At 53.6% G+C, this 25,747-nt stretch carries 19 protein-coding genes; 4 read left to right on the top strand and 15 right to left on the bottom strand.

What is annotated here, in order from left to right:
• Positions 1 to 645 carry a 5-bromo-4-chloroindolyl phosphate hydrolysis family protein gene (locus GYMC52_RS07030; protein WP_013523545.1) on the bottom strand — a complete coding sequence of 215 codons (645 nt, stop codon included), beginning with the start codon at positions 643 to 645 and terminating at the stop codon, positions 1 to 3.
• Between the two features lie 160 nt (positions 646 to 805).
• On the opposite strand from GYMC52_RS07030, the gene GYMC52_RS20160 reads away from it, so the two are divergent.
• Together GYMC52_RS20160 and GYMC52_RS07025 are read left to right on the top strand one after the other, a co-directional pair.
• Positions 806 to 934 carry a hypothetical protein gene (locus GYMC52_RS20160; protein WP_013145587.1) on the top strand — a complete coding sequence of 43 codons (129 nt, stop codon included), beginning with the start codon at positions 806 to 808 and terminating at the stop codon, positions 932 to 934.
• Positions 935 to 954: 20 nt separating this feature from the next.
• On the top strand, positions 955 to 1,617 hold the full coding sequence (locus tag GYMC52_RS07025; RefSeq protein ID WP_013523544.1) for an SIMPL domain-containing protein: 663 nt from the start codon (positions 955 to 957) through the stop codon (positions 1,615 to 1,617).
• Here the strand turns inward: GYMC52_RS07025 and GYMC52_RS07020 are convergent.
• From GYMC52_RS07020 to GYMC52_RS06980, 9 genes are all read right to left on the bottom strand, one after another.
• Positions 1,607 to 2,356 carry a hypothetical protein gene (locus GYMC52_RS07020; RefSeq protein ID WP_013523543.1) on the bottom strand — a complete coding sequence of 250 codons (750 nt, stop codon included), beginning with the start codon at positions 2,354 to 2,356 and terminating at the stop codon, positions 1,607 to 1,609. The genes GYMC52_RS07025 and GYMC52_RS07020 overlap by 11 nt on opposite strands.
• 134 nt (positions 2,357 to 2,490) lie before the next feature.
• Positions 2,491 to 3,756: an MDR family MFS transporter gene (locus GYMC52_RS07015; RefSeq protein WP_013145589.1), complete on the bottom strand. Its 1,266-nt coding sequence runs from the start codon at positions 3,754 to 3,756 to the stop codon at positions 2,491 to 2,493.
• A 218-nt stretch (positions 3,757 to 3,974) separates the two neighbouring features.
• Positions 3,975 to 4,709 carry a CAP domain-containing protein gene (locus GYMC52_RS07010; RefSeq protein ID WP_013145590.1) on the bottom strand — a complete coding sequence of 245 codons (735 nt, stop codon included), beginning with the start codon at positions 4,707 to 4,709 and terminating at the stop codon, positions 3,975 to 3,977.
• Between the two features lie 465 nt (positions 4,710 to 5,174).
• Positions 5,175 to 7,805, bottom strand: a complete 2,631-nt coding sequence (gene mngB / locus GYMC52_RS07005) for a mannosylglycerate hydrolase (RefSeq protein WP_230982747.1) — start codon at positions 7,803 to 7,805, stop codon at positions 5,175 to 5,177.
• Between the two features lie 10 nt (positions 7,806 to 7,815).
• Complete coding sequence (gene mngA, locus GYMC52_RS07000; protein ID WP_041469432.1) at positions 7,816 to 9,720, bottom strand: PTS 2-O-a-mannosyl-D-glycerate transporter subunit IIABC; 1,905 nt, start codon at positions 9,718 to 9,720, stop codon at positions 7,816 to 7,818.
• Positions 9,721 to 9,842: 122 nt separating this feature from the next.
• Positions 9,843 to 10,577, bottom strand: coding sequence for a MurR/RpiR family transcriptional regulator (locus GYMC52_RS06995; RefSeq protein WP_013523540.1), 735 nt, complete (start codon positions 10,575 to 10,577; stop codon positions 9,843 to 9,845).
• A gap of 79 nt (positions 10,578 to 10,656) precedes the next feature.
• Positions 10,657 to 11,412, bottom strand: coding sequence for an SIS domain-containing protein (locus tag GYMC52_RS06990; RefSeq protein ID WP_013523539.1), 756 nt, complete (start codon positions 11,410 to 11,412; stop codon positions 10,657 to 10,659).
• 146 nt (positions 11,413 to 11,558) lie between these two features.
• A complete protein-coding gene (locus GYMC52_RS06985; RefSeq protein WP_013523538.1) occupies positions 11,559 to 12,995 on the bottom strand; it encodes an NAD-dependent malic enzyme in 1,437 nt (478 codons plus the stop codon).
• Between the two features lie 358 nt (positions 12,996 to 13,353).
• A complete protein-coding gene (locus GYMC52_RS06980) occupies positions 13,354 to 13,905 on the bottom strand; it encodes a DJ-1/PfpI family protein (protein WP_013523537.1) in 552 nt (183 codons plus the stop codon).
• A gap of 145 nt (positions 13,906 to 14,050) precedes the next feature.
• Between GYMC52_RS06980 and GYMC52_RS06975 the strand changes: the two genes are divergently transcribed.
• Complete coding sequence (locus GYMC52_RS06975; RefSeq protein ID WP_013523536.1) at positions 14,051 to 14,779, top strand: NAD-dependent deacylase; 729 nt, start codon at positions 14,051 to 14,053, stop codon at positions 14,777 to 14,779.
• A complete protein-coding gene (locus GYMC52_RS06970; RefSeq protein WP_013523535.1) occupies positions 14,776 to 15,648 on the top strand; it encodes a fructosamine kinase family protein in 873 nt (290 codons plus the stop codon). Before GYMC52_RS06975 ends, GYMC52_RS06970 begins: the two co-directional genes overlap by 4 nt.
• Positions 15,649 to 15,672: 24 nt before the next feature.
• Here GYMC52_RS06970 and GYMC52_RS06965 read toward each other — a convergent pair whose 3' ends face one another.
• The 5 genes from GYMC52_RS06965 to gltB all read right to left on the bottom strand — a co-directional run bounded on the left by GYMC52_RS06965 (position 15,673) and on the right by gltB (position 25,681).
• On the bottom strand, positions 15,673 to 17,766 hold the full coding sequence (locus GYMC52_RS06965) for a GDYXXLXY domain-containing protein (RefSeq protein ID WP_013523534.1): 2,094 nt from the start codon (positions 17,764 to 17,766) through the stop codon (positions 15,673 to 15,675).
• Positions 17,767 to 17,912: 146 nt separating this feature from the next.
• Positions 17,913 to 18,638, bottom strand: a complete 726-nt coding sequence (locus GYMC52_RS06960) for a hypothetical protein (RefSeq protein ID WP_013523533.1) — start codon at positions 18,636 to 18,638, stop codon at positions 17,913 to 17,915.
• 176 nt (positions 18,639 to 18,814) lie between these two features.
• The gene (locus tag GYMC52_RS06955) at positions 18,815 to 19,411 is read right to left on the bottom strand and encodes a phosphatase PAP2 family protein (RefSeq protein WP_013523532.1); all 597 of its coding nucleotides are present in this window, start codon (positions 19,409 to 19,411) and stop codon (positions 18,815 to 18,817) included.
• A gap of 80 nt (positions 19,412 to 19,491) precedes the next feature.
• On the bottom strand, positions 19,492 to 20,976 hold the full coding sequence (locus tag GYMC52_RS06950; protein ID WP_013145600.1) for a glutamate synthase subunit beta: 1,485 nt from the start codon (positions 20,974 to 20,976) through the stop codon (positions 19,492 to 19,494).
• 145 nt (positions 20,977 to 21,121) lie between these two features.
• Positions 21,122 to 25,681, bottom strand: a complete 4,560-nt coding sequence (gene gltB / locus GYMC52_RS06945; protein WP_013523531.1) for a glutamate synthase large subunit — start codon at positions 25,679 to 25,681, stop codon at positions 21,122 to 21,124.
• Positions 25,682 to 25,747: the final 66 nt, after the last annotated feature.

The following is a 25,747-nucleotide window of genomic DNA, read 5'->3' as shown; positions in this document are numbered from 1 at the left end:
TCATTCTCCTTTCTTTGACAGCGGCAGACGAAGCCCATCCGATTGTCGGAGCGATCGCTCGAGCCATTTCACTTCCGTTTGCAGCGACCAGATGTCGTTCGATAACACCTCAAGCAACTGCCGTTCAGCCGCTGAAGTCAGCTCGTCAAGCACTCTTTCCGTCTCCTGCAACGCTTTTGCCATATCGGCGCTTTGCACCGGCTGCTGCGCCAAATAAACGTATTTCTCCACCATCTCCACCGCCGTCGGCCATTCGTTTAAGAAAAATGGCTGGGCGAGGCGCAGTTGATGTGGTTGTTGCTCGATGGCGCGAATGATTCGATCGACGATGGCACTCAACCGGGAAACCGTTTGCCACATCACCACAGAACGAAGCCGATAGCGAGCGCGACGCAGCCGCTTCCATAACGCGCGCGCTTCGCCAAGCTGGCTGCGAACGTAGACAAGCTCCTCAGCGGACACATCAGCCGGCAGGCGATGATGCCGCCTTTTCATGATGGCGGACACCCCCCACATCGCCCCCATTCCGGATAAAATCGAAGGCCAAAAGCGAAAATCAGCAGCGATGAATACGATCACCGCGACGATGACCCCTGCGTTCCATGAGACAAACCAACGCCATATCGTACGAAGCAGCTGCTTCATTGTCCCTCTCCTTCTTTAATCTTTTCTTTCATTATAGCATGTCCATTCCATGATACGTACAAGCGCCCAAAGAAGTTTCATCGCCAACTGGACGGCGCGCATAGGACAATGGCCGTTTCGAATAGGCTATAGTAACAGGGCCATCGAAAGGGGAATCGGGATGAAAGCGATCAATTGGCAGCTTGTCTCCTTTGTCGCGATCTCGCTGTTGAAAGAATATTGGTGCTATGCCGGACTGCCGCGCGTCTACTATTGGCAGGCGGCGGATGATGACAAAAAAACTGCCTAACAGCAGAAGGAGGGAACACGATGCAGCCTTGGCACCGCCCCACACCGCCAACCGCCTCCCGCGCCGCACTGACCGTCACCGGCCAAGGGACAGTCAGCGCCAAGCCAGACACCGTCCTCATTGCGCTCGGGGTGCGCACCGAACACGTCCATATTCAAGAAGCGCTTGCTGACAACGCGAAACGCACCGACGCAGTCATTGGAGCACTCAAGGCGCTTGGCGTGCAAACAGAAGATTTGGAGACGACGGCGTTTTCCATCTATCCCCAATACGAACATCACAATGGAGCCGACGTATTATCCAGCTATGGAGTCGAACATTGGCTTGAAATCACCGTCCGCGACCCTAAAAAAGCCGGCGCCATTTACGAGGCGGCCGTTGCCCATGGAGCAAACCTCGCCCGCGGCTTGGAATTCCGTCTAGCAAACGAACAAGCCCATTACCAGCAGGCATTGGCGTTGGCCGTAAAAAACGCCAAAGAAAAAGCGCTGGCCATCGCCCGCGCTCTCAGCTTGCCTCTTTATGACACGCCGATTGAACTGAAAGAACAGTCATCGATCCGGCCGACGCCATACGGTCCGGCTGTTCTCAGCGTTTCCTCATCAGCGCCGCCTGTGCAGACACAAGATGTTGTCATTACCGCCGTCGTGGAAGCGGTATTTGCTTATTCGTTCATTGCGTGATATCGACTTCATGGACGCGGGCGCCGCCAAACAGCTCGACGCGGACGGTTTTCTTTTTTCCATTCGAATGGACGACGGTTACAGCGTACGCGCCCGGCAAATACGGGCCGATTTTTTTGACAAATGGGTCTTTCGTCGCCTCCTCTTCCGTTTTCACCCCATTGACGACAAGCAACGCCTCCGGATCATCGACGCGCACATGGAGAAAATAGAGGGCTGGCTCAAACACATACCGGTCCTCAAACACGTGAATCGTAAACACCGGCGGGTGAGATGTCAATCCTTTAATATACACGTGGCCGCTCTTGCGCTGGCGGGCAAACTCCCGATCTAGCTGTTCATACGCTTCTGGGTGCCGTTCCACATACGCGAACAACGGCGCCAACGTTTTCTCGTTGATCGGCACGCTTTCCTCCGTCACCCGCAGCATCGCCTGCAAAGCGGCCACATCGCGGTCTTCGATCGCATCTTTTAAGCGCATAATCGCCATTTCTCGGCTCGCGGCCGTCTTCAACGCCCCATACCCGCTCCAAAGAAGCGTGCTCGCCCCCCACAGAACGACGATGGCGACAAGCAGCCAGCCGATGAGACGGTATTGCTTTTTTCTCCTCTTTTCCCGAGACAAAACGCGCGCTTGCTGCCTCTTTTCGCTGCGCGCCAACGCCGCGGCGCCGTTCTGACCGCCGCGGCTTCCCGTTTCCCCCTCAATGGCATCCGGTTCGAACACGCGCGGTTTCATGAGCGCTTCCCCTCTCCTTCTCGCTGTCTAGTTCCACTTTATGTCAGAGACAGGGAATATATGTTACACGAACAACGGTGCGCTTTTTATTATACCCGCCTGAGCGAAAAACGGATAGCCGTTTGCACCGCCCATTATCGCAAAAACGAAGCGTTCGGTCGCTCCATTCGCCGCCCGACTTGTTGAAACATCCAGGCGTATAAGGCCGCGCTTCCTAGCGCCAGCATCCCAAGGACAACGAACGTCCATGCATAGCCGATCCATTCCGCCGCGGCGAGCGACAGCGGCGCCAACATCCGCCCGATCGTAAAACGGAGACTGGCGGCGGCAAAATATTGGCCGCGCATCGCCTCCGGAGCCAAGCGGGAAATGAACGACTGCTGCAAGCCAGCTGTCATCAGCTCAGCCAGCGTAAACAGCGCCATGACCGCGATCAATCCGAGCAGCGAAGACGTTTGACTAAACAGCCACATCGAGATGCCGTATAAGACGGATGAACCCACAAACGCCTGCCGCTCCGAGTAGCGAGACATCCAACGCGTCACAGCCACCGTGCATAGTGCGACCAACAGACCGTTTTCGGCAATGAGCCAACTAAAGGCGCTCGCGCCGTCAATCGTCCATCCTGCCAATGTTTCGGCTTCGACCGTTTCTTTTGTATATACCGGGATCAGCAAGTCAAGCTGTGTAAACGTTTGTGCCACCAACACTCCAGCAACGATAAACAGGAAAAAGACACGGTCGCGGACAATGATGGCATACTGCTTGAACTGCGTGCGCAAAAAAGACTGCCATGTCCCTCTCCTTTGTTGGCCGGCTGCGGCTAGAGGCGCCGTCTCACGCAACGTTTTGGAGAGCAGTGTTGCCATCGCAAAACATGAACATGCCGCCAAAAGCAATAAGGCAAACCGATGCTCAGCATAAAAAAGACCGCCAATTGTCGGGCCGATGACAACAGAAATATTGATGGATGTGTAAAACACAGCAAACACATCGCTCCGGTCTTTCTCCGGAACCACATCGGACACCATCGCCTGGCTCGCCGGCCAATAAAATGACCCGCAAATGCCAGCCAGCGTAAAACTAAGAAATCCAACAAACGGCGACGACCACCACGGGGAGCTGGCCAAGGCGAAAACGAAAAACGCCGCCCCCTGTCCGTAGGCGGATAACACCATCATCCGCTTGCGTCCGAATACATCAGCACAATAGCCGCCCATTAAATTGGTGATGACCGAGAACAACTGCGAAACAATCAACAACAACCCCGCTGTCTCTTTGCCAAAGGCATCGGCAAAATAAATCGATATAAACGGAAAAAACATCCAAAAGGTCGTATTCATGAGCGCCTCGCCAAACAGGCGCACTTTTAGGTTGCGGTCCCAATCGCGTATTCGCATCCGCTGTCCCCCTAATCTTTCGTCTTTCGAATTTCTTTGGAAATTATATCATATTTTTATAGGGGATCGGAGAAATATTTTTCAAATAAAAAAGGGCTGACCCAAAAGGGTGTTTTTCCTTAAACCAAACACAACATATTGTTTCATGCCTATATACATAATAAAAAAAGGTGTCCCGATCCTTTTGGGACACCCTCGACTTGCATTTCTTTTGTCTCTTACTTGCGGATGAATTGCTGCGTCCAAATATATCCATTTTCTTCAAAACCAACGCCGATATGCGTAAAGTTTTTGTTCAAAATGTTTGCCCGATGGCCTTCACTGTTCATCCACGCATTGACCACTTCTTGCGGGGTGCGTTGGCCTTTGGCAATGTTTTCCCCGGCAGCCGTGTACGAGATGCCGAATTTTTTCATCATCTCAAATGGAGAACCGTACGTCGGGCTGTTGTGCGAGAAGTAGTGGTTCACCGCCATATCGCGCGATTTTTCGCGGGCGACTTTGCTGAGGGCCAAGTCAACTTGAAGCGGCGGCAAGCCGTATTTTGCCCGCTCTTTATTCGTCAGTTCAACGACTTGTTGCTCATAGGCGTTTAAGCCAGTTGCTTTTTGCGGCGCTGCTGTTGGGGCCGTCGCTGGCGTTTTTGCCGGTGCTTGCGTATTCGCAGCCGGTTTCGTCGCTGGCTGTTTGACCGTTGCCGGCGCCTGCGGTTTTGTCGTTGGCTGTTTTGCCGCCGGTTGTTGTGTTGCCGGTTTTACCGGTTGGAACGACACGAACGGGAAGTATTGTTGCAGCCATTTCTCAAAATCTTGAACGTTTGTGCTGACATATTTTACTTGATACGCATTCGCTGTCGGACACGTCGTCCCAGCTGCTTCCGTTTTCGTTGCCGCGAACGAAGCGCCGGCGAGTGCGACCGAAGCTGCGATGGTTGCTAACGTTTTTTTCTTCATCGGAATTCCTCCTTGCATCCTCTATTTGAAAGTTTCAGAGATATTGCGTCCGTCAGTCATGCTACACGATGAGATTCGAAGAGGAACGGTTTCGTTGTTCCCTTGCCTTCGCCCTCATTATAACACGAGTTTTTTGTAATATTTTTGGGCTAAAATGGAAAAAACGCAGATTGGCAACACCCGGAAAAACAAGCGCTTGTTTTCATTGCCAGTTGGCTGCCCATCACGTCAGCTGCAACGATTGGAAGCGGCATCTTTTCATTAACTGTCCTTCCTTTTTCCCCTCTATTATTCTAGCCACCCACATTTTTCTAGGAAAAAGGGAGTTGACAGCCTCTTTTTTGGACCATTTCGTTTAACAATTGTTACAGCTGTGTTACAAGACAGGGGAGATATTCACATTCTTGTTTTAAAAAAGAAGCTGGTGGCGATCAGCCCCAGCTTCTGTCATGATCTTTTTCGTTCCTAGTCGACAACGAGCACCGTTTGCACTTCATTCGGCTTCACCTCGACGGCAAACGTTCCGCATTCGTCCGCCGCGAGCGAGTCAAGCGGCTCCTCGTTGAGATTCGCGCGAAAAACGCCCGAGAACGGCTTGTTCCATTGGAACGCCGCCGTCGTCGTCGTTGGCATCGGATTGTAAAAGCGGAGGATGATGCCGCGGCCATCTTCGCTTTGCTTCACCGTGCTCAATACCGCTTCGCCGCCAAGCTGCGAAAACAAGCTGTATTCATACGGCACGGAGAACGAAACTGGGTTCATTTTCATCGCATCGTACGGCAGTTTGTTGTACGTATACAACGGCGTCAAAAACTGTTTCGCCCGTTTGGCGACATTTGCTTCTTCCGTCGTTCCGCGATGCGTCGTCAACGCGAAGTGCAACTCGCTCGTACCAAGCATTTGCGAATCCGGCGTCGCTATTTTAATGCCGGACGGCCGCCCGGGCCGGCGCACAAGCTCCTCTTTGCCGAGATAGCCGACGCTGCGCAACAGCGTCACCGCGATCGTATCGCGCTGTTCCCCGACAATCTCGTATTCTCTCGTGCTGTTCGTTAAGACCGCCACGCCGCCCGTTTCATTCGACAACCCCACATACGTAAGCATCGGGTAAATCGCATCCGGCCGCTCATCCCATCCTTCCTGCTCCCACACGTCGATCGCCGGGTCGACGACCGGCCGCCGGATGACGCCAAACTGGTTGTCCGCGACCGAATGGGAAGAAGCAATGCCAGTCGGCACGTGCATGCGGACGCGGTGATCTTTCGCTGCGTTGTTGATGCGCACCCGAACATCAATCCTCGGCTCGGTCATCGGCACGGTGAGATGAATGGAAACATCCATAAAGCTGTCGCGCCGCTTCGCTTTCCGGCTGTCAAGATCCGCCGGCAACGGCAACCGGTAGGCGATATCAGCATAAGCAAAATAGTCATTTTGCCGCAAGGAATACGTCGCCTTTACTTCCTTATTAAAAATCGGTTCATCGCCCGGCAGCGGGGAAAAGTCATATTCATCACCGTCATCACCCACGTCCTCAAGTAAAAGCACCTCTTGGAATGTCCGCTTCAGCTGTTTGTCATATACATTGATCGTCCCATTCTCATTGACGGTGATGGTATAAAACGGCGTATCTATTTGATCAACAGGCGTTGGCGCCTGTTTGTTCATCTGTTCCGCCTCTTGCACCAAATACGCCTTATACCCCATCGCTGGAATGCGGTCGCGGAAATGGATCGTACAGCGGATAAACGGATCGTAGTTGCCGTAATGGACGATTTGCCGGTCGATCAAGCCTGGGTCTACAGTCGTTTCATCCACCACTTCAAACTCTACCGGTTCCCCGCGCTCATCGACGAGACGGAACGCTTTCCATTTCGTCGTGATTTCCGCTTCGATCGGCTCATTGCGCTCATATGGAAGCGTATTGTACACGACCAGCTTGTCGACCGACCGATCCGACGGCATCGCATCGGCGATTTTGCGCATATAAAAGGAAATAAGGCGGTCGGTTCGCTCCTCAGCGAGCGCAAAGCGCCCCAAAATGTCGCGGTGGACGGTGTCGGAGCAGCAACAGCCGATGCTGTCATGGGCGTGATTTTTCAGCATTTCTCTCCAAATAAGCTCCATCAGCCGATGCTCGTACGGAAACCCAAGCGTTGACGCCATCGCGGCGAGCGGCTCAAGCACGTTCGTCACTTTGTTTTCAATGCGGGCGTTCGCCGCTTTAATGTCCATGCGCGTCGAGTAAATACTGCGGTGGACGCGCATATATTTGCCGTCCAAAAACTCGCCGCGAAGAACAGGCAGGTTTTCCGCCTTTTCCAACTCTTCAAATACATGCTCATAGCGGCTTAGGAAAAAAGAGCGCTCCGGATACAATGTTTTCAATTGATCCATCACTTCAAAAATATTTTTTTGAATCGGCATTTGGTCATGGCCGTTTGGAATGAGAATATGATCGGTCGTCGCCCCACGGTCCAAAACGGAAAAGTATTTGTCCATCCGCTCCTTGAGTTTTGCTTCATCAGTCGGAAGATATTTGCCGATCGCATAGCCGAGCGGAAACAGTTGGACGAGCACTTTCGAACCGTCATCGCTCGCCCAATAAAATTCCGTCTTGTCTGTGCCATGCCGTTCCGACACGCCGCGCCAAAAAATGGCCCGCTTGATGCCAAAGCCGTTTAAAATTTGCGGCAGCTGCGCCGATTGCCCGAACGAATCGGGGAGATAGCCGATTTGCATCGGCTCCCCGAACTCCCGGGAGTCTTTCAGCCCGTAGAGCAAGTTGCGGACGATCGACTCCCCGCCGACGATCATTTCATCCGTTTGGGTGTACCACGGGCCGATGATGAGCTTTCCTCCTTGAACAAGGCGGCGGATGCGCTCTTTTTGTTCCGGTTTGACAGCTAAATAGTCTTCCAATACGACCGTCTGTCCGTCAAGAACAAAGTGCGGGTAATCAGGATTCGTCTCCAACATTTCCAAGATTTCTTCCATATCGTTTACTAACAAAATGCGCGATTCTTCTGCGGAAAAATACCATTCGCGGTCCCAATGCACATGAGGGACGATGTGAACGTATCGCTTCAATGTTTCCACCTCGTTTGTCTTATCGTTGCTGCGCTTTTATCTTTTGGATGCGCGTGGCGACAAGCAGCACCATCGAAATGAACGCTCCGATGAGCGCGGCGCCAAGCCAAATGGCTCCCGCTTTCCATAACGGCGCCCCTTGCAAAACAAAGAGCGAGAAAATGCCAGCTCCTGGAACGTTAAGGCCGATTTGCGATGCCGTGACGATCGCCCCGGTCACTGCCGACCCGATGCAAAGCGACGGGGTGACGCGCAGTGGATCGTTGATCATAAACGGAATGGCTCCTTCGGTAATGCCAGCAAGCCCAAGAATCCATGTCGATTTGCCGACTTCGCGCTCATATTCTTCAAAATACCGTTTGAACAAAAGCGTCGCCGCCGTAACGGAAAACGCCGACACCATTTTCACTGAGGCAAACGCCGCGTACGGAATGAAGTTGCCGCTCGCCATCGCTCCGATGCAGAACGTATACGCCGCCTTATTGACCGGCCCGCCTAAATCGAACGACACCATAATGCCTAAAATCGCGCCAAGCAAAATGGCACTGCGTCCGGATAAGTTGTCAAGCCAAGCCAGCAACGCATTATTGAGCCCCGCGACCGGCTTGCCGAACACAAACAGCATGAGCGCTCCGACAACGAGCGAACCGATGACCGGATACAGCCAAAAGCTGATAAATCCCGAGAACGCCCTTTTTGGCGGAAGTTGCCTTTTCAACCACTTCATAAAGTAGCCGGCCAAAAAGCCGCCAAGCATGCCGCCTAAAAAACCGCCGTTAATCATCGTCGCAGCAATCCCGGCGGCAAATCCCGGACCGAGCGCCGGCTTGTCGGCGATCGCATACGCCATGTAAGCGGACAGCACCGGAATCATGAGCGTGCCAAGCATATTGCCGCCTAGTTTGCGCAGCATCCACAACCACGAATTTTCCGTATCATACACTTGTTGGAGGCCGAACGCCTGAGCGATGAGTACGGCGCACGCCAAAATCATTCCGCCGGCGACGATAATCGGAATAATATGGGAAATGCCAGTCAAAATGGCGTTTTTCACTTCCGTCTTCCATGAAACTCGCTCCGGCGCCGGCGCTGCCTTCGCCGGCTCATATTCCCGTTTTCCTTCCTTTTTGGCCTTCTCAAGAGCTTTCAAAAGAACGCCTTTTGCGTCTTTCAACGGCGCCGCAACTGTCGTTCGGTACACCGGCAAATGAGCAAACCGCTCTTCGTTTTTCACCGCCACATCGGCGGCAAAAATCGCCGCTTCCGCTTTTCGCAGCCGCTCTTCCGTATGTCGGTCTTCAATGCCGTTTGCTCCTTGCTTTTCGACATACACCGTAACCCCAATTTCCCGACCGGCTTGCTCTAAAGCTTCCGCCGCCATATACGTATGGGCGATGCCGGCCGGGCAGGCCGTCACAGCGACGATCGTTTTCCCTGCCGGCGCCGTTTGGGCAGCGGATCCCACCGTTTCCTCATCAAGAGCACGATACAGCTCTTCTGCCGTTTGACATTGCTGCAACCGCTTACGATATTCAGCGCGCGACAGCCGTTTGGCGAGTTCCGCCAACAAATCCAAATGCGTCGATCCCGCTTCTTCCTCCGGAATCGCTAACAAAAAGACGAGTTCCACTTGATTCGCCGGATTGATGCTCTCCCAGTCGCGAATCGGCCGGGCGAGCTTCGCCACCGCGAAGGCGGCTTCCTTGACCGATTTTGACTTGCCGTGCGGAATCGCTAATCCCGCTTCAAGCCCCGTCGGAGAGAGCGCTTCCCGCTCCATGACCGCTTGATAAAACGAATCGGCCGAATACAGTTTGCCTTCTCTGTCCAACTTGTCGACAAGATGGCGAATGACTTCTTCCTTAGTGGACAACGACAATCCTACATCGATCAGCCGAACGCTCGTCAACTGTTTCAGTTCCATTTTTCCCATCCCCTCTTTTCCTGCCGTTTGTCGATCCTAATTATAAAAGAAAAAAAGCAAGAAGATCGGGATCTTCTTACTTTTTCACCTTTCTCACGCCGTTATTCGTTTCAATTGTGTATTTATACACACTTGCCGTACGTTTTCCAATACCGTTCGCTCAACGCCCGCAGTACGAGATAAAGAGACGTTCGGTCGGTGACGTCGTACTTGTTTAAAAACTGCTTCGGCGCCCAGCAATACAGACGGAAGTCAGCCAAATCGGCAAGCGAATTTGGACAAAAATGCGTCAAACTGATGACAAACGCCCCATTTTGCTTCGCGGCCGCCACCGCCTCAAGCACTTGCTTTGTCTCTCCAGATGCGCTGATAACAAAAACGACGTCTTTTTCCCCGCAACGGTCGGCGTTATACAACATATCGTGGCGCTGTACAAAAAAATCAGCCCGTTTGCCGACGCAGCGCAGATGTTTGGCCATCATCTCACAAAAGTAAGCGGAATCGCCAACGCCGTAGAAAAAAACGTGTTTTGCCTCATGCAGCTTGCCTACCGCTTCCTCAATGAGCCGCTCATCAAGCAGCTCCTTCGTTTTTTCAATGACCGTGCCGCCGGCCAGTGCAGCCGCCTCGGCCCGCTGTTCGAGCGCCAGCGCCGCCTTCAGCTCAGCAAATCCTTTATATCCGAGTTTTTTGGCGAACCGGACGATCGTATTCGGCACCGTATAAAGCGCTTCTGCCATTTTTTGAATCGGGATATCGGCGATCTCCTCGCGGTGCTCCATAATATAGTCAACAATTTGGTCATCCGTGTCGTTCAGCCTATCGGCATACAGCCGCACCCGTTCGTCAAAGCGCATCGATCTCCATCCCCCACCGTCTCATCGTTTGCTACTATTTTAGCAAGAACGGATGGCGGTTGGCTATAGAGCGCCTCTTCTATTGCGATAGTAGATGCCCCTCAACCAACACCGGAATGCGCGCTTTATACTTCTCCACCCATCGGCGGTTATGTTCATCCGCCCCCTCAATGTTGCCGCTTAAAAAGATCGGCGGTTCTATTCCATTTTCCGCCATGAGGACAATCGCCTCGGCGAAAACGGCGTTTAAAATCGCGCTGCCGATCACGGTCGAAGTAGGGGCAAATGGAACGGAAACATTCGGATGAGCTAAAATCGCGTCTCCTCTCACACAATGATTGTCAATCACCAAGTCCACCACTTCATACAATAACCGACCGCTCTTATGTCTCGACGGTTGACTCTTCGAATATTCCAAAGATGTAATCGCGATCGTGTACGCCCCTTTCTCCTTTGCTGCCAACGCCACATCAATCGGAACAGGATTGCGCCCCGATGTGGACAAAACAAAAAACACATCTTCAGGACGTATATCCTCATGATTGATAAAATTTTGTGCCAAATCATTCATTCTCTCCAACATTGACGACCGCACCGCCCCTTCGTGAAGCATCAGCGGCTCGACAAAGATCGGTTTCACCGGAACAAGCCCTCCCGCCCGGTAAAACACTTCCTCCGTCAAAATATGGGAATGGCCGCATCCGAATAACTGAACGATTCCGCCGTTTTGAATCGCTTCGCTTACCATATGGGCGGCCTTTTTTAGATTGTCCTTTTCATGGCTTAAAACGAGTTCCAGACGTTCATTGATTTTTTGGAAATATTGATCGATCATCGGCCATTCGCCCCTTAAGCGCTTGATTTCCTATCCCTAAACTAGATTTAGCCCGCCTCAGCCACGGTTAGACCCGCTCCTGCAGCCAAAAAAACGGCTTCCCCTATATAAGGAAGCCGTCCGTCGGTTCCATCGCATTCCTTGCTTTACTGCCCTGTATATCCGCCAACCGGGATATTGTCCTTCCGCGCCACCCCAGTGCGGTAAGCGGCTTCGATGACCGCTTGTCTGACGCGTTCAACGACTTTGCTGTTGAAGACGCTCGGGATGATGTATGTTTCGTTCAATTCATCCTCCGTCACGACAGAGGCAATCGCCTTCGCGGCAGCGAGCTTCATTTCCTCGTTAATTTCTCTCGCCCGGCAGTCGAGCGCCCCGCGGAAAATGCCCGGGAAGCAAAGGACGTTGTTAATTTGGTTCGGATAATCAGAACGTCCGGTCGCCATAACGCGCACGTACGGTTCGGCCAGCTCCGGATCAATTTCCGGAATCGGGTTGGCCATCGCAAACACGATCGGGTCGCGCGCCATTTTTTTCACATCTTCCACTTTTAAAATGCCGGGAGCTGAGACGCCAATAAACACATCTGCGCCGGCGATGACATCGGACAAGCTTCCTTTCAGATTATCCGGGTTCGTGATTTGCGCATATTCTTGCCAATACGGATTTTCATACGTTTCATCGCGATGGATGGCGCCATGACGGTCGACCCCGATAATGTTGCGTACGCCGGCCGCAAGCAAAATTTTCGTGCAGGCGATGCCAGCGGCGCCAATGCCGGTGAGAACCACTTTAATGTCCTCGAGCTTTTTGTCGACGATTTTCAACGCATTAAGCAACCCGGCCAAGAGCACGACCGCCGTACCGTGTTGGTCATCATGAAATACCGGTATGTCAAGCTCTTCCTTCAACCGCTTTTCAATCTCAAAGCAGCGCGGAGCGGAAATGTCTTCGAGGTTGATGCCGCCAAACGCCGGAGCGATCGCTTTCACAATTTGGATGATCTCTTCCGTATCTTTCGTGTTCAAGCAAATCGGAAACGCGTCCACTCCGGCAAACTCCTTAAACAGCATCGCTTTCCCTTCCATGACCGGCATCGCCGCATACGGGCCGATGTCGCCAAGCCCGAGCACCGCCGTGCCATCCGAGACGACGGCTACCGTATTCCGTTTAATCGTCAGCGAATACGCCTTGCGCGGATCCTCAGCGATGGCCGTGCAGACGCGCGCCACGCCCGGCGTGTACACCCGCGACAAGTCATCACGCGTTTTCACTGGGATTTTTGAATTTGTTTCAATTTTCCCCCCGATGTGCATCAAAAACGTGCGGTCGGAAACGTTGATGATTTTGACGCCTTGAATTTTTTTCAGCGCCTCAATGATCAAATCGCACTGCTTCGTGTCGAGCGCGCTGACGGTGATGTCGCGCACCGTATGGACTTTGCTTGATGAAATGACGTCAATCCCGACAATGTCCCCGCCCGCTTTGCCAATCGCGGCGGCGATATCGCCGAATGAGACGATATCTTTTTCGAACTGGAGACGAATCGTAATGTTCATCGCTGCCCCGCCTGGTAATGCCATAGATAACCGCCTTCCTTTTCTCTATTTCATGGTAAGACACTCTATGGTACAAATGTTATCTCATGAATGGGAAAAAGACAACCCTTATCCTCCATCAACCTCTTTTCCGCGGCCGCTTCTTGCTTACCGCCGCATTGCGTTTAGGCTTGGGGCTATGCGGTCCATTTTCGAATTCGCCACCGGCGCGGCCGTCCCATTCGGCATCTATTGGGCAATCAAAGCACGGAACAAAACGGAGGTCGCCAAGCAACCATCTGTCCTGCCGCCCCACACGGTTGGTCCGAACGGCAAACGGTCGGCAACACAACAAAACAACAGCCTCCCTTCCTTTAGCCCAAAGGGAGGCCATTCTCTTCCATTATTGAAGCAAGCGGAGAAATTCACGCATAAACGCCGGCAAATCCGGCCACGCATGAGCGGAGACAAGGTTGCCGTCAACATGGACCGTATTGTCAGACACATACGTTGCTCCGAGCGCTTCGACACCGGGTTTGCAGGCAATATACGCTGTCAAGCTCCGTCCTTTCAACAAATCCGGCATCGTTTCAAAAATGAGCGAGGCGTGGCAAATTGCGGCAATCGGCTTATTCGCCTCAAAGAAATGGCGAACGATGCGTTGCACGTTCTCATCAAGGCGAATGTATTCCGGAGCGCGCCCGCCCGGGATGACCAATCCGTCGTATTGCGCCGGGTCAACCTCGGCGAACGACGCATGAGCGTCGATCAAATAGCCTTGTTTTTCTACATACGTATCCCAATCGGCAAAATCATGAACGACCGTGTGCAGTTTCTTTTTCTTCGGCGCGGCAATCGTAGCTTCATAACCTTCTTCAAGCAAGCGGTAATACGGATAGTATACTTCAAGCGCCTCAACAGCATCACCCGTGATGATCAGCACTTTTTTGCTCATGGATTCCCGCCTCCTTGTCCATTTTTTTCTTTCATTTCTATCATACTGGAAACGAGTGAAAAGGAAAAGTAAAATGATTGGTGGAAAGGTATGAAGCAGAAGAAACGAGAGTCGCTATGGTTGCGACAGTAAGGAGGAAAACAGAATGACCATCACCTCATGGCTGGCCGCCTCGCGCCGCACCGTTGTGCTGACCGGCGCCGGCATGTCAACCGAAAGCGGGCTGCCCGATTTCCGCTCGCCGCGCACCGGGCTGTGGGCGCGTTTTAACCCGAGCGAACTCGCTACCATCGATGCGCTGTACCATCGCCGTGAATCGTTCGTCGAGTTTTACCAATATCGCATTCGCACATTGCAACAGTGCCAACCGCATGACGGACACCGCTTGTTGGCCGATTGGGAGCGGCGCGGAATCGTGCAGACCATTGTGACGCAAAATGTCGATGGCTTTCATCAAGAAGCGGGAAGCCGACGCGTCATTGAACTCCACGGCTCATTGCGCACCGTCCATTGTCAGCGGTGCGGGCAATCAAAGCCCAGCTTTGTCTATTTGCACGGTGTGTTGACGTGCGAATGCGGCGGAATGTTGCGCCCGTCGGTCGTGCTGTTTGGCGAGCCGCTGCCGGAACAAGCCATCGCGGAAGCATGGGAGGCAGCTCGCCAAGCGGACTTGTTCGTTGTGCTCGGCTCCTCTCTGCAGGTATCCCCAGCCAACCAGCTGCCGCTTGTTGCCAAGCGGAGCGGGGCAAGACTTGTGATTATCAATTGGGAACCGACTGAACTGGACGATCTCGCCGACGCTGTCATCCATCAGCGAAAAATTGGTGAAGTGCTGAACGAGCTCAATGAGCAGTTGGCGGAGGTGGATCCATGACCAAAGAAACGATGTTGCAAATGGCGCTCGAATCGATCGGCGACCACTCCCGCATCCGCCATTGGCGCCGCGTCTCAGGCGGGGACATCAATGACGCCTATCGCGTCCAAAGCGGCAAGCAAACGTACTTTATCAAAATGCAACGTTTCCCGCCGAGTGGATTTTTCGCTGCCGAACAGATGGACCTCGAGCTGATCAGGCAAGCACGCGCCATCAACGTTCCGCATACCTTCGGCTTCGGGGAAGCGGACGGTTGGGGCTGGCTCGTCTTGGAGTGGATCGAAGGAGCAGAAACGGAACAGACGGCCGAACAGCTCGGACACGGCCTTGCCCGCCTCCATCAATGCCGCGGACCGGCGTTTGGCCTTGACCGCGATACCTATATCGGGACGCTGCCGCAGCGCAACGGCTGGTACGGCCGCTGGCCCGACTATTACCGCGACGCCCGCCTTAGACCACAAATGACGCGAGCGGCGGAGAGAGGCCTCCTGCCCGCCAAGCGGCGCAAACGTCTCGAATGGCTGCTCGAGCGGCTTGACCAATGGCTCCCAGATGACGGTTTTCCGTCGCTTTTGCATGGCGATTTATGGAGCGGCAACTGGATTCCAGGGCCAGACGGAGTGCCGTATTTGATCGATCCGTCTGTTTTATATGGCCATCATGAGTTTGAGATCGCGTTTACCGAGCTGTTTGGCGGCTTCCCATCCCGATTTTACGACAGCTATCGCGAGCTTATGCCGCTCTCGGCTGATTATCATGACCGAAAACCACTCTACCAGCTGTTTTACTTGCTCGTTCATCTAAATTTATTTGGCGAAACATACGGCAGCGCTGTTGACCGCGTGCTGGATCGTTACGCGGGGGAGTAGTTTTTCCTGCTTCCCCCGCCATCCTTATTCAGCACGGATCGCTTCGAGCAGCGCATCACCGTTTTCGCTCACGCGCACATAGGCAAACCGAACATTCTCTTGCCGTTTCATCCCCGTTTTTTCCGGAATGAAATACGATTCAATGCCATACACGACTTGCGGGCCGTGAAACGTACCGGTGATGATCACGTCCCCCGGTTGCGGCGTGTATCCCGGCCTTTTTTCCCCATTGACCATATATACGCCAGCCAAACGGTGCACCCCGTCCTCTCCTTTTCGCAGCCCGACCTGCACCCGTCCGCTTCCGTCAAGCGACGGAATGGTGGAAATATCGTACCGAAGCTGAATATAATCCCCTTGCAGCATGGAACGTGGATCCAATGGTTCAAGTTCCAACTTTACTACATCACCATATCGCAACAATCGTTCTTTTTGCCACACGGTATAACCTAAAAATGAAAATTGAGCGATCACGATTATGAGCGTCAACAACGAAACGCGCCGCCCCCAGCGCACGCCCCGCCCCCATGTGAAGCCATTTCGTTTCTCAAGCCATACCGCCCATGCGAGCAACACCGCTCCCGCCGCCAGCAAACTGACTGATTTATGAAGCAAATTCCATGCGAGTTCATAATATTTCAGCACGAGATAAAGCGCTGTGTACACCCAAGCGGTCTTCCGCTCCAGTTGCCGACCGCGGAAAAGAAAGAAGGCAAGCGCCAAAATCATGGCGATATTCAACGTCACGTACAGTCCATCAGCCGCAAACACATCAACGCTTGTCGCAATCCCAAGCGCGCCGAACGCCAAGACAAGCGGAGTGAGAAACGGCGTTCCGCGAAAGCGGCCATACGCATACAACCCGCCGTTGACCAAAGCCAAGGTGAGCAACACCGTCCGGCCGTCATCCATCACCGAACTTAAGGCGATCCCTAAATAGACCGTCAGCGCCGCCGTCGTCAACCGGCGCACTCCGCTGTCTGATGATCGGATGACGCCAATCGCAAGCCCAATGGCATAGAGGAACAGAGTCGACCGCGAGACCTCCCACGCCATCGCCACCCCGAGCCCATAGCCAACAGCCAGCAGTGTATAACGAACGACAGGATTCCAACGCCGACCAAATGAGGCAGGAACGACAAACCCAAAGATGGAAATGAAAAAGAGCACGTAAGGAGACCATGACTCTGTCCAAAGGAAATACAAGCCAAGCAGGCTTTGTATGGCCAACGCCGAAGCCGCGAGCGTGACAATCGCTTGAAACGCCGCCAAAAACCGCCTTCCAGCTTTCGTCTCCGCTGAAAACAGCCCAGCCCGCCGCAATAGCACAACGCCGCCGCACAGCACAGCAACGGCCGCCATAAGCCCAATGAGAAGCAGCCACGTTTCAAAATGATCTGCGAGCAAGCGAATGTATTGAATGAACAAAAACAGTCCAGCAAACAAACTCGTCAACAACACATACGGCCGCTGCTTGGCGATGACAAGAAAATAATAAAGAAGCCCAGCAAGCAACGCCGCATAAACGTATGGCCACCATGCGTCGCGCCCATATGAAAAGCCGGTCACCCCAACAGCAAGCAGCCAGCCATGCATGGCAATATAAGCGAGATGGGCGACTAACGGCGTACGGCTGACACCAACCAGCACGCCGTTGATCGCTGCAAACAATAAGAGCAAACCAAACGACGACCATTCCGTCCACTCAATCCGATAAGCGGACGGAAAATAATAAAACCAGCACGCAAGCTGCAGCAACCCAATCGCGATCACGGACAGCACCCGTTCTTTTGTCAGCAGCGCCAACAAAGCGGTCGGCGCAAGCCAGGCAAGAAACAGCCAATAACTGTCAGCATGCGAATTGTAAATTTGTCCAAGCAAGGCGAGCGCCACTCCAAATGACAACACCCCACCGATCAGCATCCAGCGCCCTAAGAAACGATGGCGGCCCCAAAGCGCCGCGCTTGCGATGTAAAATGCCGCCATCATGCCGATGCTGATCCCGACTTTCACCTCTCGCCCCATCTCAGGCCAGTTGGCGGCAAAAAAATACACAATGCCGGCAATGATGCACAAAAACGCCAACGCATACCCCGTTTTCACGATACGGACCGCCATATCGCTTCCCCCTTGTGACTTGATCTTTTCTATAACATATGCTGAAAAAGCTGTCTAGAAGACCAGTGAAAACACGCCTTATTCCATCCCATTTTCCTAGTTGCCACCGGCCTTTTAGACTTTTTTCTTTGTTGCGGTGAAGAACATTATGGTTGGAGATAATTTTTTAAGTGGAAAATTTCCATATCATGCTCTGCGACTTTTTTCATCAAATAATCGATGGATACCTGTTTAGAAGAGAACTCGCGCGAAGCCATATCAAGAGCGGCCTGATGCTTATGGAGCATATTTTCAATGTGGCGAAAGTGGCTCCGCATTTCCGTAGCAAGGTAGTCAACTTTTTCTTCGAGCCGTTGCTGTCCTTCTTTCAATGTTTGAACATCGTCCTTGACCGCGTCCATGTCGGCTTTCAGTGTTTGAACGTCGCCTTTGACCGCGTTCATGTCGGCTTTCAATGTTTGGACGTCGCCTTTGACCGCGTTCATATCCACTTTTAATGTGCGCACATCCTCCTCAACCCGGTGAAGCCGTTGGTCCAAGCGGGCTTGTCCCTTCTGTAACAACTGCACTTCATCTTCCAGGCGCGCCTGCCCTTCCTTGAGCACCTGCACTTCTCCTTCGAGGCGTGCTTGCCCTTCTTTGAGCGCCTGCACCTCGCCTTCAAGGCGCATCTGCCCTTCCTTGAGCGCTTGCACTTCTCCTTCCAGCCGCGCTTGCCCTTCCTTGAGCGCTTGCACCTCGCCTTCCAAGCGCGCCTGCCCTTCTTGAAGCGCTCGGACATTTCCTTCGATCCGATCGAGCCGCACGTGGATGGGATTGAGCTTTTGGTCAAGCAGTTCGGCCATCATTTGCACGAGTTCGGCTTGCCCCATCGTTTCACCTCCTTTTCCCCATTGTATCATTGTCTCGGTCAACGCGATAGTATAGAAAAAGAGATTTTCTCCCTAATTTCGACAACGGCAAAGCTCAACACAAAGCCGCAAAATTTGCTTTTCACCGCGCGAAATCAAAACAAAAATCGTTTTTTGTCCATGTTCTAAAATCCGCTTCAGCGAGTGAACCTACGGTAAAGAGCCAGGCAGGCTGATACATAGGCAACCCCGAGCAAAAACCCACCAAGCACATCAGATGGATAATGCACTTGCAGACTTAACCTGCTTAAGCCAGTCAATAGGGCAAGCGCTCCAAAAACGCCGTAAATCGCAGCCCGCTCGCCTCGCTTCGTGCGCGTTTGCGCCAAAAAGCACGCCAAAATCAACAAGTAAATCGTCCCGATCATCGCATGGCCGCTTGGAAAACTAAATCCACCGATTTCAGCATGAGGCGGTCGAGGCCGTCCAATGATATGTTTTAGCCACTCATTGATGCCATATCCCCCGCCAACAGCGGCCACAACCAACACCATTCCGTAGACGTCGCGGCGAAAAAACCATAAACCAATGACAAGCATAATGCTGATGGTGCCAATCGTCTTTCCATTGCCAAGAAACGTAAACGGGTCAAGCCAATTCCAATAATCAAACAGACGCAGCCCCTCTTCATCAATTCCCTCCGTCCATCCAGCGGCCACGCCTGTCCAAACAAGCAAAAAAAGGCCAAGACTCATAGCCGCGGTGATCCATAATCGTCGATTCATGCTGAGCATCACTCTCCTCCCTTATATCTTCTTTTCCAGAAAAACAAAAAATCCTCCTTAAAAAGCGGTGCTTTTTAAGGAGGGATCCATCACCACGGCAACTTCGTCTCTCCCATCAGGAACCGATCGACTTCACGAGCCGCCCCTCGGCCTTCATGGATGGCCCAGACGATCAAGCTTTGGCCGCGGCGGGCGTCGCCGGCGGCAAACACGCCCTCGATGTTTGTTGTATATTTGCCGTATGGGGCTTTCACTTTGTTGTTGGCCGTTTCAACGCCAAACTGCTTCAACAACGGCTGCTCTGGCCCTTCAAACCCGATGGCGATAAACACCAAATCGCACGGCCATACTTGTTCCGTCCCCGGAATTTCTTTAAAGATCGCTTTGCCGTTTTCATCGATGATTTTTTCCATTTGAATCGTATGCAGTTCTTTCACGCGGCCGTGCTCGTCGCCAACGATTTTCTTTGTTTGAATGCAATATTGACGCGGGTCGGCGCCGAATTTCGCTTTTGCTTCTTCATACGCGTAGTCAAGCGTAAAGACGAGCGGATATTGCGGCCACGGATTATCGTCCGGGCGCTTGTCCGGCAAGGCAGGGTGTTTGCCGAACTGGACGACGCTTTTGCAGCCTTGGCGCAGCGCGGTCGCCACGCAGTCGGCCCCCGTGTCGCCGCCGCCGATCACAATGACACGTTTTCCCTTGGCATCGATAAACTGGCCGTCGGCAAAATTCGAATCCAATAAACTTTTCGTCACGCCGGTCAAATAATCCATCGCAAAATGGACACCCTCAAGCTCCCGGCCTTCAATGGCCAAATCGCGCTGCTTTTGCGCACCGATGCACAAGACGACGGCGTCGTACTGAGCACGCAGTTCGTCAGCCATAATATCTTTGCCGACTTCGGTGTTCGTAATAAACGTGATGCCTTCCTCTTCGAGCAGACGCACCCGCCGCTCGACCACTTCTTTTTCCAACTTCATATTCGGAATGCCGTACATCAATAAGCCGCCGATGCGGTCAGCCCGCTCATACACCGTCACCGAATGGCCGGCTTGGTTGAGTTGGTCAGCGCAGGCCAACCCGGCCGGGCCGGAGCCGACGATGGCCACCTTTTTCCCCGTGCGCGTCTTCGGGATGCGCGGTTTCACCCATCCCTCGGCAAACCCTTTATCAATAATGGCCCGTTCGATTCCTTTAATCGCAACCGCTGGGTCGGAAATGGCCACCGTGCACGATCCTTCGCACGGCGCCGGACAGACGCGGCCGGTAAATTCTGGGAAGTTGTTGGTCTTTAAAAGTCGGTCAAGCGCTTCTTTCCAACGGCCTCGGTACACCAAATCGTTCCATTCTGGGATCAAGTTGTGCACCGGACACCCCGAGGTAAGGCCGTTTAGCTCCAATCCCATATGACAAAACGGCGTGCCACAGTCCATACAGCGGGCGCCTTGGCGGGCCAGCACCTCTTCCGAAAACGGCTGTGTATATTCTTTCCAATCATCAAGACGGGAAAGCGGGTCGCGCTTTTTTTCTTCCTCGCGTGCATATTCCATAAACCCTGTTGCTTTTCCCACGATGGTTCCCCTCCTTCTTTCCGTACACGTCCTCTCTTCTCCCCGATGCGGCCTTCCCGCCTGTTAGGCCAGTTAAAAAGCGAGCCCCGCGCGGCCGCGGGGCCAAAGCGGCGCCGCCATGCCACAGCCGCCCGAAAGGAAGACCTTATTTCGCGGCCGCTTGCAACACATGGACACCGACGGCAGCCGCTTTTTTCCGTTTCGCCACCGTTTCAAACGCCGCCATGACGGCTTCTTCATGTGAAAACCCAGATTGCTCGAGCGTTTGAATCGTTTCCATCATCAGTTTATAGTTGCGCGGAATGACTTTGACAAACCGGCGGACATACGCATCCCACTCTTCGAGCACTAACGCCGCCCGCGGGCTTCCCGTATAGCGGTAATGGTTTTCGATCATCCGACGCACGTCGCGAATTTCTTCCTCGTCTTCGAGCCGCTCAAACGAGACGAGCTCAAGGTTGGCGGTTTGCTGCCAGCTGTCTTCGTCAGCGAGAACGTAAGCGATGCCCCCGGACATGCCAGCGGCGAAGTTTTTGCCAACCGAACCGAGGATGACGACGCGGCCGCCGGTCATATATTCACACCCGTGATCGCCGACTCCCTCAACAACGGCATGAACGCCGCTGTTGCGCACACAGAACCGCTCCCCGGCGCGGCCGCGAATGTACGCCTCGCCGCTCGTCGCCCCGTAGAAAGCGACGTTGCCGATAATGACATTGTCCGCTGCGGCAAACGGCGCCTCATGCGGCGGACGGACGATCACTTTGCCGCCGGAAAGCCCTTTGCCGACGTAGTCGTTCGCGTCGCCGACGAGCTCGAGCGTCATCCCTTTCGGCACAAACGCCGCAAAACTTTGCCCGGCCGATCCCGTGAAGTGGAGGCGGATCGTGTCGTCCGGCAGTCCTTCCTCGCCGTAGCGCTTCGAGATTTCGCTTCCCGTCATCGCCCCGACCGTGCGGTGGACGTTGCGGATGGCGAGGTGAAGTTCGACCGGCTCCTGCCGCTCAAGCGCTGGCTGCACCGCCGGCAAAATTTCTGTATGATCAAGCGTCTCTTCCATTCGATGGTTTTGCCCTTTGATGCAAGTGCGCGGTCCATCGACTTGATACAGAAGACGCGACAGATCGAGATGTTTCGCTTTCCAATGCGCTTTCGCCCGCTCGCTTACCTTCAAGACATCGACGCGGCCGACCATTTCGTCGATCGTGCGGAAGCCGAGCTCCGCCATAATTTCCCGCACTTCTTGAGCGACAAAGTACATAAAGTTGACGACATGTTCTGGCTTCCCGGTGAATTTTTTGCGCAGTTCCGGATTTTGCGTCGCCACGCCGACCGGGCATGTATCCAAATGGCAGACGCGCATCATGACACAGCCTAAAACAACGAGCGGGGCGGTCGCAAACCCGAACTCTTCGGCGCCAAACAGCGCCGCCATCACGACATCACGGCCGGTCATCAGTTTGCCGTCGGTTTCTAGAACGACGCGGTCGCGCAACCCATTGAGCATGAGCGTCTGGTGCGTTTCCGCCAATCCAAGCTCCCACGGCAGGCCGGCGTGCTTAATGCTCGTTTTCGGCGAAGCGCCCGTGCCGCCGTCATAGCCGCTGATGACAATGACATCGGCGTTCCCTTTCGCCACGCCAGCGGCGATCGTGCCAACGCCGGCTTTGGCGACGAGCTTCACGCTGATGCGCGCATCTTTGTTGGCGTTTTTCAAATCATAAATGAGTTGGGCCAAATCTTCAATCGAGTAAATGTCATGGTGCGGCGGCGGAGAGATGAGCTCCACCCCTGGCGTTGAGCCGCGCACTTTGCCGACCCACGGATACACTTTGTTGGCCGGAAGCTGGCCGCCTTCACCCGGTTTTGCTCCTTGGGCCATTTTGATTTGCAATTCATCGGCATTGACCAAATAATGGCTTTTTACGCCAAAACGTCCGGATGCCACTTGTTTGATCGCGCTGCGGCGCCAGTCGCCGTTTTCATCTTTCACATAGCGGGCCGGGTCTTCGCCGCCCTCGCCGCTGTTGCTTTTTCCGCCGATCCGGTTCATAGCGATCGCCAGCGCCTCATGGGCTTCCTGGCTGATCGAACCGAACGACATGGCCCCTGTTTTAAAGCGGCGGACGATCGACTCGACCGGTTCGACTTCCTCAATCGGCACCGGCTGCCGGCTCGAATCGAAATCGAACAAATTGCGCAAGAACGTCAACTGCTCTTCATTGGCCAGTTTCGAATATTGTTTATAGAGGTTGTAATCGTTTTTCCGGCACGCCCACTGCAACAAATGGATCGTCTTCGGGTTGAACGCGTGATGTTCGCCGTTGCGGCGCCATTGCAGCTCGCTGCCCGTATCCAGCACATCGTCTTCGTACCGTGCGTCAAATGCGGACTCATGGCGCATTTTCGCTTCTTTGGCGATTTCCGCAAGCCCGATGCCGCCAATTTGCGATGCCGTGCCGGTAAAGTATTCATCAATGACATCGTTGCCGATGCCGACGGCCTCAAAAATTTGTGCGCCGCGGTAGCTTTGCACCGTCGAAATGCCCATTTTCGACATCACTTTGACGACACCGTCAACAGCCGCCTTGATATATGTTTTCACCGCTTCACGGTAAGACAAGGCGATCGTGCCGTTTTCTGACGCTTGGCGGATCGTCTCCAGCGCCAAGTACGGGTTGATGGCGTCCGCCCCGTAGCCGATGAGCGCCGCAAAATGATGCACTTCACGCGCTTCACCGCTTTCTACAAGCAGGCTGACGTTCGTGCGCGTCCCTTTGCGGACAAGATGCTGGTGAAGCCCGCTTGTCGCCAACAAAACCGGAATGGCGACATGTGTTTCATCAACGCCGCGGTCGGACAGCACAAGAAGCGCCGCCCCGTTTTCGATCGCTTCATCCGCTTTGGCAAACAGCTCATCAAGCGCCTGTTTCAAATCATCAGTAAACAGCGTCGGCAGCACCGCGCACGCAAATTCCGGGTACGGATTGGCTTTTAACGCTGCGAGCTCTTCGTTCGTCAATAGCGGAGTTTCCAAGCGGATGCGCCGCGCCGCTTTGGCGTCCGGATGCAAAATGTTCCCTTCTTTGCCAAGCAACGTCATCGTCGAGGTGACGACATATTCGCGGATCGCATCAATCGGCGGATTTGTCACTTGGGCGAACAGCTGCTTGAAGTAGTTGAACAAACTTTGCGGCCGCTCCGACAGCACGGCAAGCGGCGCGTCCATGCCCATGGCGCCGGTCGGATCTTTTCCTTCCGCCGCCATCGGCAAAATCGTTTTTTCCACATCTTCAAACGTGTAGCCGAACGCTTTTTGCAGCTTGACAAGCTGCTTTGGCGCTTCGACGTCCTCCGGAATTTCCAGATCGCCAAGCGTGATCATTTGCTCGTTGATCCATTGGCGATATGGCTTTTCATGAGCCATTTCTTCCTTGATTTCCTGGTCGGAGATGATGCGCCCTTGCTCGAGGTCAACCAAAAGCATTTTCCCCGGGCTCAGCCGTTCCTTATATAAAATGTTGTTCGGGTCGACATCAATGACGCCGACTTCGGATGAGAAAATAATGTAGTCGTCTTTGGTGACGTAATAGCGGGCCGGACGCAAGCCGTTCCGGTCCAAAATGGCGCCGATTTGCTTGCCGTCGGTGAACGAAATCGCCGTCGGTCCATCCCACGGCTCCATGAGACAGCTATGGTACTCGTAAAACGCCTTTTTCGCCCCGTCCATCTGCTCATCCCAAAACCACGGTTCCGGAATGAGCATCATCGCGACATGGGCCGGCTTCCGGCCAGCAAGAACGAAAAATTCGAACGCATTGTCCAAAATCGACGAGTCGCTGCCGTTCGTATCCAAAATCGGCACGACTTTTTCCAAATCCGCGCCGAACGCTTCCGACACAAATTGCTTCTCGCGCGCCGTCATCCAGTTGACATTGCCGCGCAGCGTGTTGATCTCGCCGTTATGGATCAAATAGCGGTTCGGATGGGCCCGCTCCCAGCTCGGGAACGTGTTCGTGCTGAAGCGCGAGTGCACGAGGGCAAACGCCGAACGGAACCGTTCATCTTGCAAATCCAAATAAAACGCATCGATTTGTTCCGGCGTGAGCAGCCCTTTATAAACGATCGTCCGGCTCGAGAAGCTCGCTACATAGCACTCGTTGTTTTCCACACATTTTTCGAATTGTTTGCGGATCACATACAGCTTCCGTTCAAACGCCAACTCATCAGCCACGTCATCACTTGCCGCGACAAACACTTGGCGGATGAACGGCTGGCTTTGCCGCGCCAGTTTGCCAAGCTTTTCACGATCGACCGGAACTGTCCGCCATCCGAGCAGCCGTTGCCCTTCTTGAGCGACGATCTCATTGAACATCGATTCATAGTACGCCCGTTTCGCTTCCTCTTCCGGCAAAAAGAACATCCCGACCCCGTAGCGCCCTTTTTCCGGCAAGTTCATCCCGCCGCACACCGCTTGAAAATACTCATGCGGAATTTGCGTCATAATGCCCGCGCCATCGCCCGTTTCCGGATCGCTCCCTTGTCCGCCGCGGTGTTCAAGCTGGCGAAGCATATGAAGTGCCTTTTTGATAATGTCGTGCGACGGCTTTCCTTTCAAATGCGCATAAAACCCGATCCCGCATGCATCATGTTCAAATTCCGGGCGATATAACCCTTGCGCTTCCGGTAATCCGTAGTGTTTCATGCTGCCTTCCCCTCCCGTTCCGAATTGTCTGTAATATTCATTGTAGTTTTCAAAATTAATATAAAC

This window comes from Geobacillus sp. Y412MC52, from assembly GCF_000174795.2.
Taxonomy (GTDB): domain Bacteria; phylum Bacillota; class Bacilli; order Bacillales; family Anoxybacillaceae; genus Geobacillus; species Geobacillus thermoleovorans.
Note: the sequence above shows the minus strand (reverse complement) of the source record. Positions and strands in the feature narration are given on the sequence as shown.